This window comes from Oleiphilus sp. HI0043 (assembly GCF_001634935.1).
In genome coordinates this window covers 1-2,094 of record NZ_LWEY01000068.1, presented here as the reverse complement: position 1 = coordinate 2,094, position 2,094 = coordinate 1, and the positions used below count along the sequence as shown (strand labels likewise).

4 protein-coding genes are annotated in these 2,094 nt (G+C 46.4%); all 4 read left to right on the top strand.

Annotated features, from left to right (window positions below; genetic code table 11):
• On the top strand, positions 1 to 801 hold an 801-nt coding region (locus tag A3729_RS01445; RefSeq protein WP_068633009.1), incomplete at its 5' end, for a glutamate-5-semialdehyde dehydrogenase.
• Positions 802 to 841: 40 nt separating this feature from the next.
• Positions 842 to 1,471 (top strand): nicotinate-nucleotide adenylyltransferase, encoded by a 630-nt coding sequence (nadD, locus tag A3729_RS01440; protein ID WP_197475473.1) that lies wholly within the window; start codon positions 842 to 844, stop codon positions 1,469 to 1,471.
• Positions 1,472 to 1,536: 65 nt separating this feature from the next.
• A complete protein-coding gene (gene rsfS, locus A3729_RS01435; protein ID WP_068507913.1) occupies positions 1,537 to 1,890 on the top strand; it encodes a ribosome silencing factor in 354 nt (117 codons plus the stop codon).
• Between the two features lie 83 nt (positions 1,891 to 1,973).
• Positions 1,974 to 2,094: 23S rRNA (pseudouridine(1915)-N(3))-methyltransferase RlmH (locus A3729_RS01430; RefSeq protein WP_197475472.1), on the top strand; the 121-nt coding region annotated here is incomplete at its 3' end.

Here is a 2,094-nt window from a genome sequence, read left to right as displayed (position 1 = left end):
AACAAGGCCATCGCGAGCTGTATCGCAATAGGTTTGTCTGAAGCTGGCTTGCCTGAAACGGCTGTTCAGGTGATTGAAACGACAGATCGCGCGGCAGTGGGTGAAATGATCACCATGCCAGAATATGTCGATGTGATCGTGCCTCGTGGCGGAAAAGGTCTGATCGAGAGAATCAGTCGAGACGCTAAGGTGACAGTAATTAAGCACTTGGACGGTATATGTCACGTGTTTATCGACCGTGATGCGGATATTGAAAAGGCGAAGGCAATTTCATTGAATGCAAAAACGCATCGTTATGGCACTTGCAATACGATGGAAACGCTTTTGGTTGATGCGCCTGTCGCTGAAGAGGTTCTGCCCCAGTTAGCAGTTTTATATGCAGAAAAAGAGGTTGAGCTACGTGGCTGTGAGCAAACTTGCACAATCTTGAATAATGCGGGTTTTGCTGCGAAGGATGCGACGCTGGAAGATTGGCAGACAGAATATCTTGCGCCGGTATTATCTATTAAGGTGGTAGAGGGTATGCAGGAAGCCATTGCGCACATCAATGAGTTCGGTTCGCACCATACTGACTCAATTGTTACCGAGAACTATACAAAAGGTCGTCAATTCCTAGCGAGTGTCGATTCCAGCTCGGTAATGATCAATGCCTCAACGCGATTTGCTGATGGCTTTGAATATGGTTTGGGTGCAGAAATCGGCATTTCAACCGATAAGATTCACGCGCGTGGGCCGGTTGGTCTGCATGGCTTAACTTCGGAAAAATTTGTGGTGCTGGGCGATGGGCATATCCGTCAGTGAGGCCTGCATTAATTAGATTCCTTATGAGAAGTCTAACTTCGTGAAAGTTGTTTTCGGTGGTACTTTCGACCCGGTTCATGTTGGTCATTTGCGCATGGCCACCGAGCTTGTCTCGGAACTGGGTGTCAACAGTGTCGACTTGATGCCTTGTTACCAGGCTGTGCATAAGGATAGTGTGTCGGCAAGTGCTGACTCTCGCCTTGAAATGTTGAAGCTGGCGACAGCTCATGACTCGTGTTTGAATGTTGATGAGCGAGAGATTCGGCGGGGTTGTCCAAGTTATACCATTGAATCAGTTCGCGAGATGCGTCAAGAGCTTGGTGATCAGGCCTTGAGTATCGTCATGGGGACTGATGCTGCGCGAGGTTTAAGAACCTGGCGTCAGGCAGAGCAGCTATCAAAGCAGACGCATATTGTTGTTGTAAAGCGCCCGGGTGAACTTGAAGGCGATATAAAGCAATGTCTGGAGCAACTTGGCTTTGAATGGGTTATGTCTGCCAATTACTTGCATGAGCAGCCGGGCGGCTTAGCTTTGATGCTTGATTTGACGCAGTTAGATATCTCTAGCACTGCCATTCGTGAAGCGGTCAGGAAAAATAAAAGCATTCGTTACCTTGTGATAGGTGCGGTTGAAGACTATATCTGTGATAATGCGCTTTATCGAGAGTGAGTTGCTGTTTTGAAACGCTGTTTCAGAGCAGGCAAAATTAACCAAATGGGGAACACAAAGAACGTATGCAAACTGAAGAATTGAAAACTGTAGTGGTCGAGGCTTTAGAGGATCTTAAAGCTGATAATATCTGTGTGCTGGATGTTAAAGATAAAACTAGCGTCACAGACTATATGGTGATCGCTTCAGGGACTTCGAGCAGACACGTTAAGTCTCTTGCAGAAAATTTGGTTTCCGAAGTAAAAGATAAAGGCGGACGGCCTTTAGGTATTGAAGGTGCTGATGGCAGTGACTGGGTTTTGGTTGATCTGGGCGAGGTTGTCGTTCATGTGATGCTTCCCGCTTCACGCACATTTTATGACCTGGAAGGCTTTTGGCGTGATGGCCCGGATGCCAGTGCCTCAATGACTGAGCATTAACTATAGCCTTTTCTTTAGTTTTTCCTTTGGCTTATGTAATAAGCATAATTCAATCTCTGCACTGTTTGTGAATTGCGATAGCGATGAAAATAAAAATACTTGCTGTTGGTACTAAAATGCCGAAGTGGGTGACGGAAGGCGCAAACGAATATGTTAAGCGCCTTCCTAAAGACCTTCCTTTAGAGTTTATCGAGATTCCCTTGG

What these genes read in the sequence shown, in the direction of transcription:
- rsfS (WP_068507913.1), top strand. Translation starts at nt 1,537, where the DNA reads ATGCAAACTGAAGAATTGAAAACTGTAGTGGTCGAGGCTTTAGAGGAT.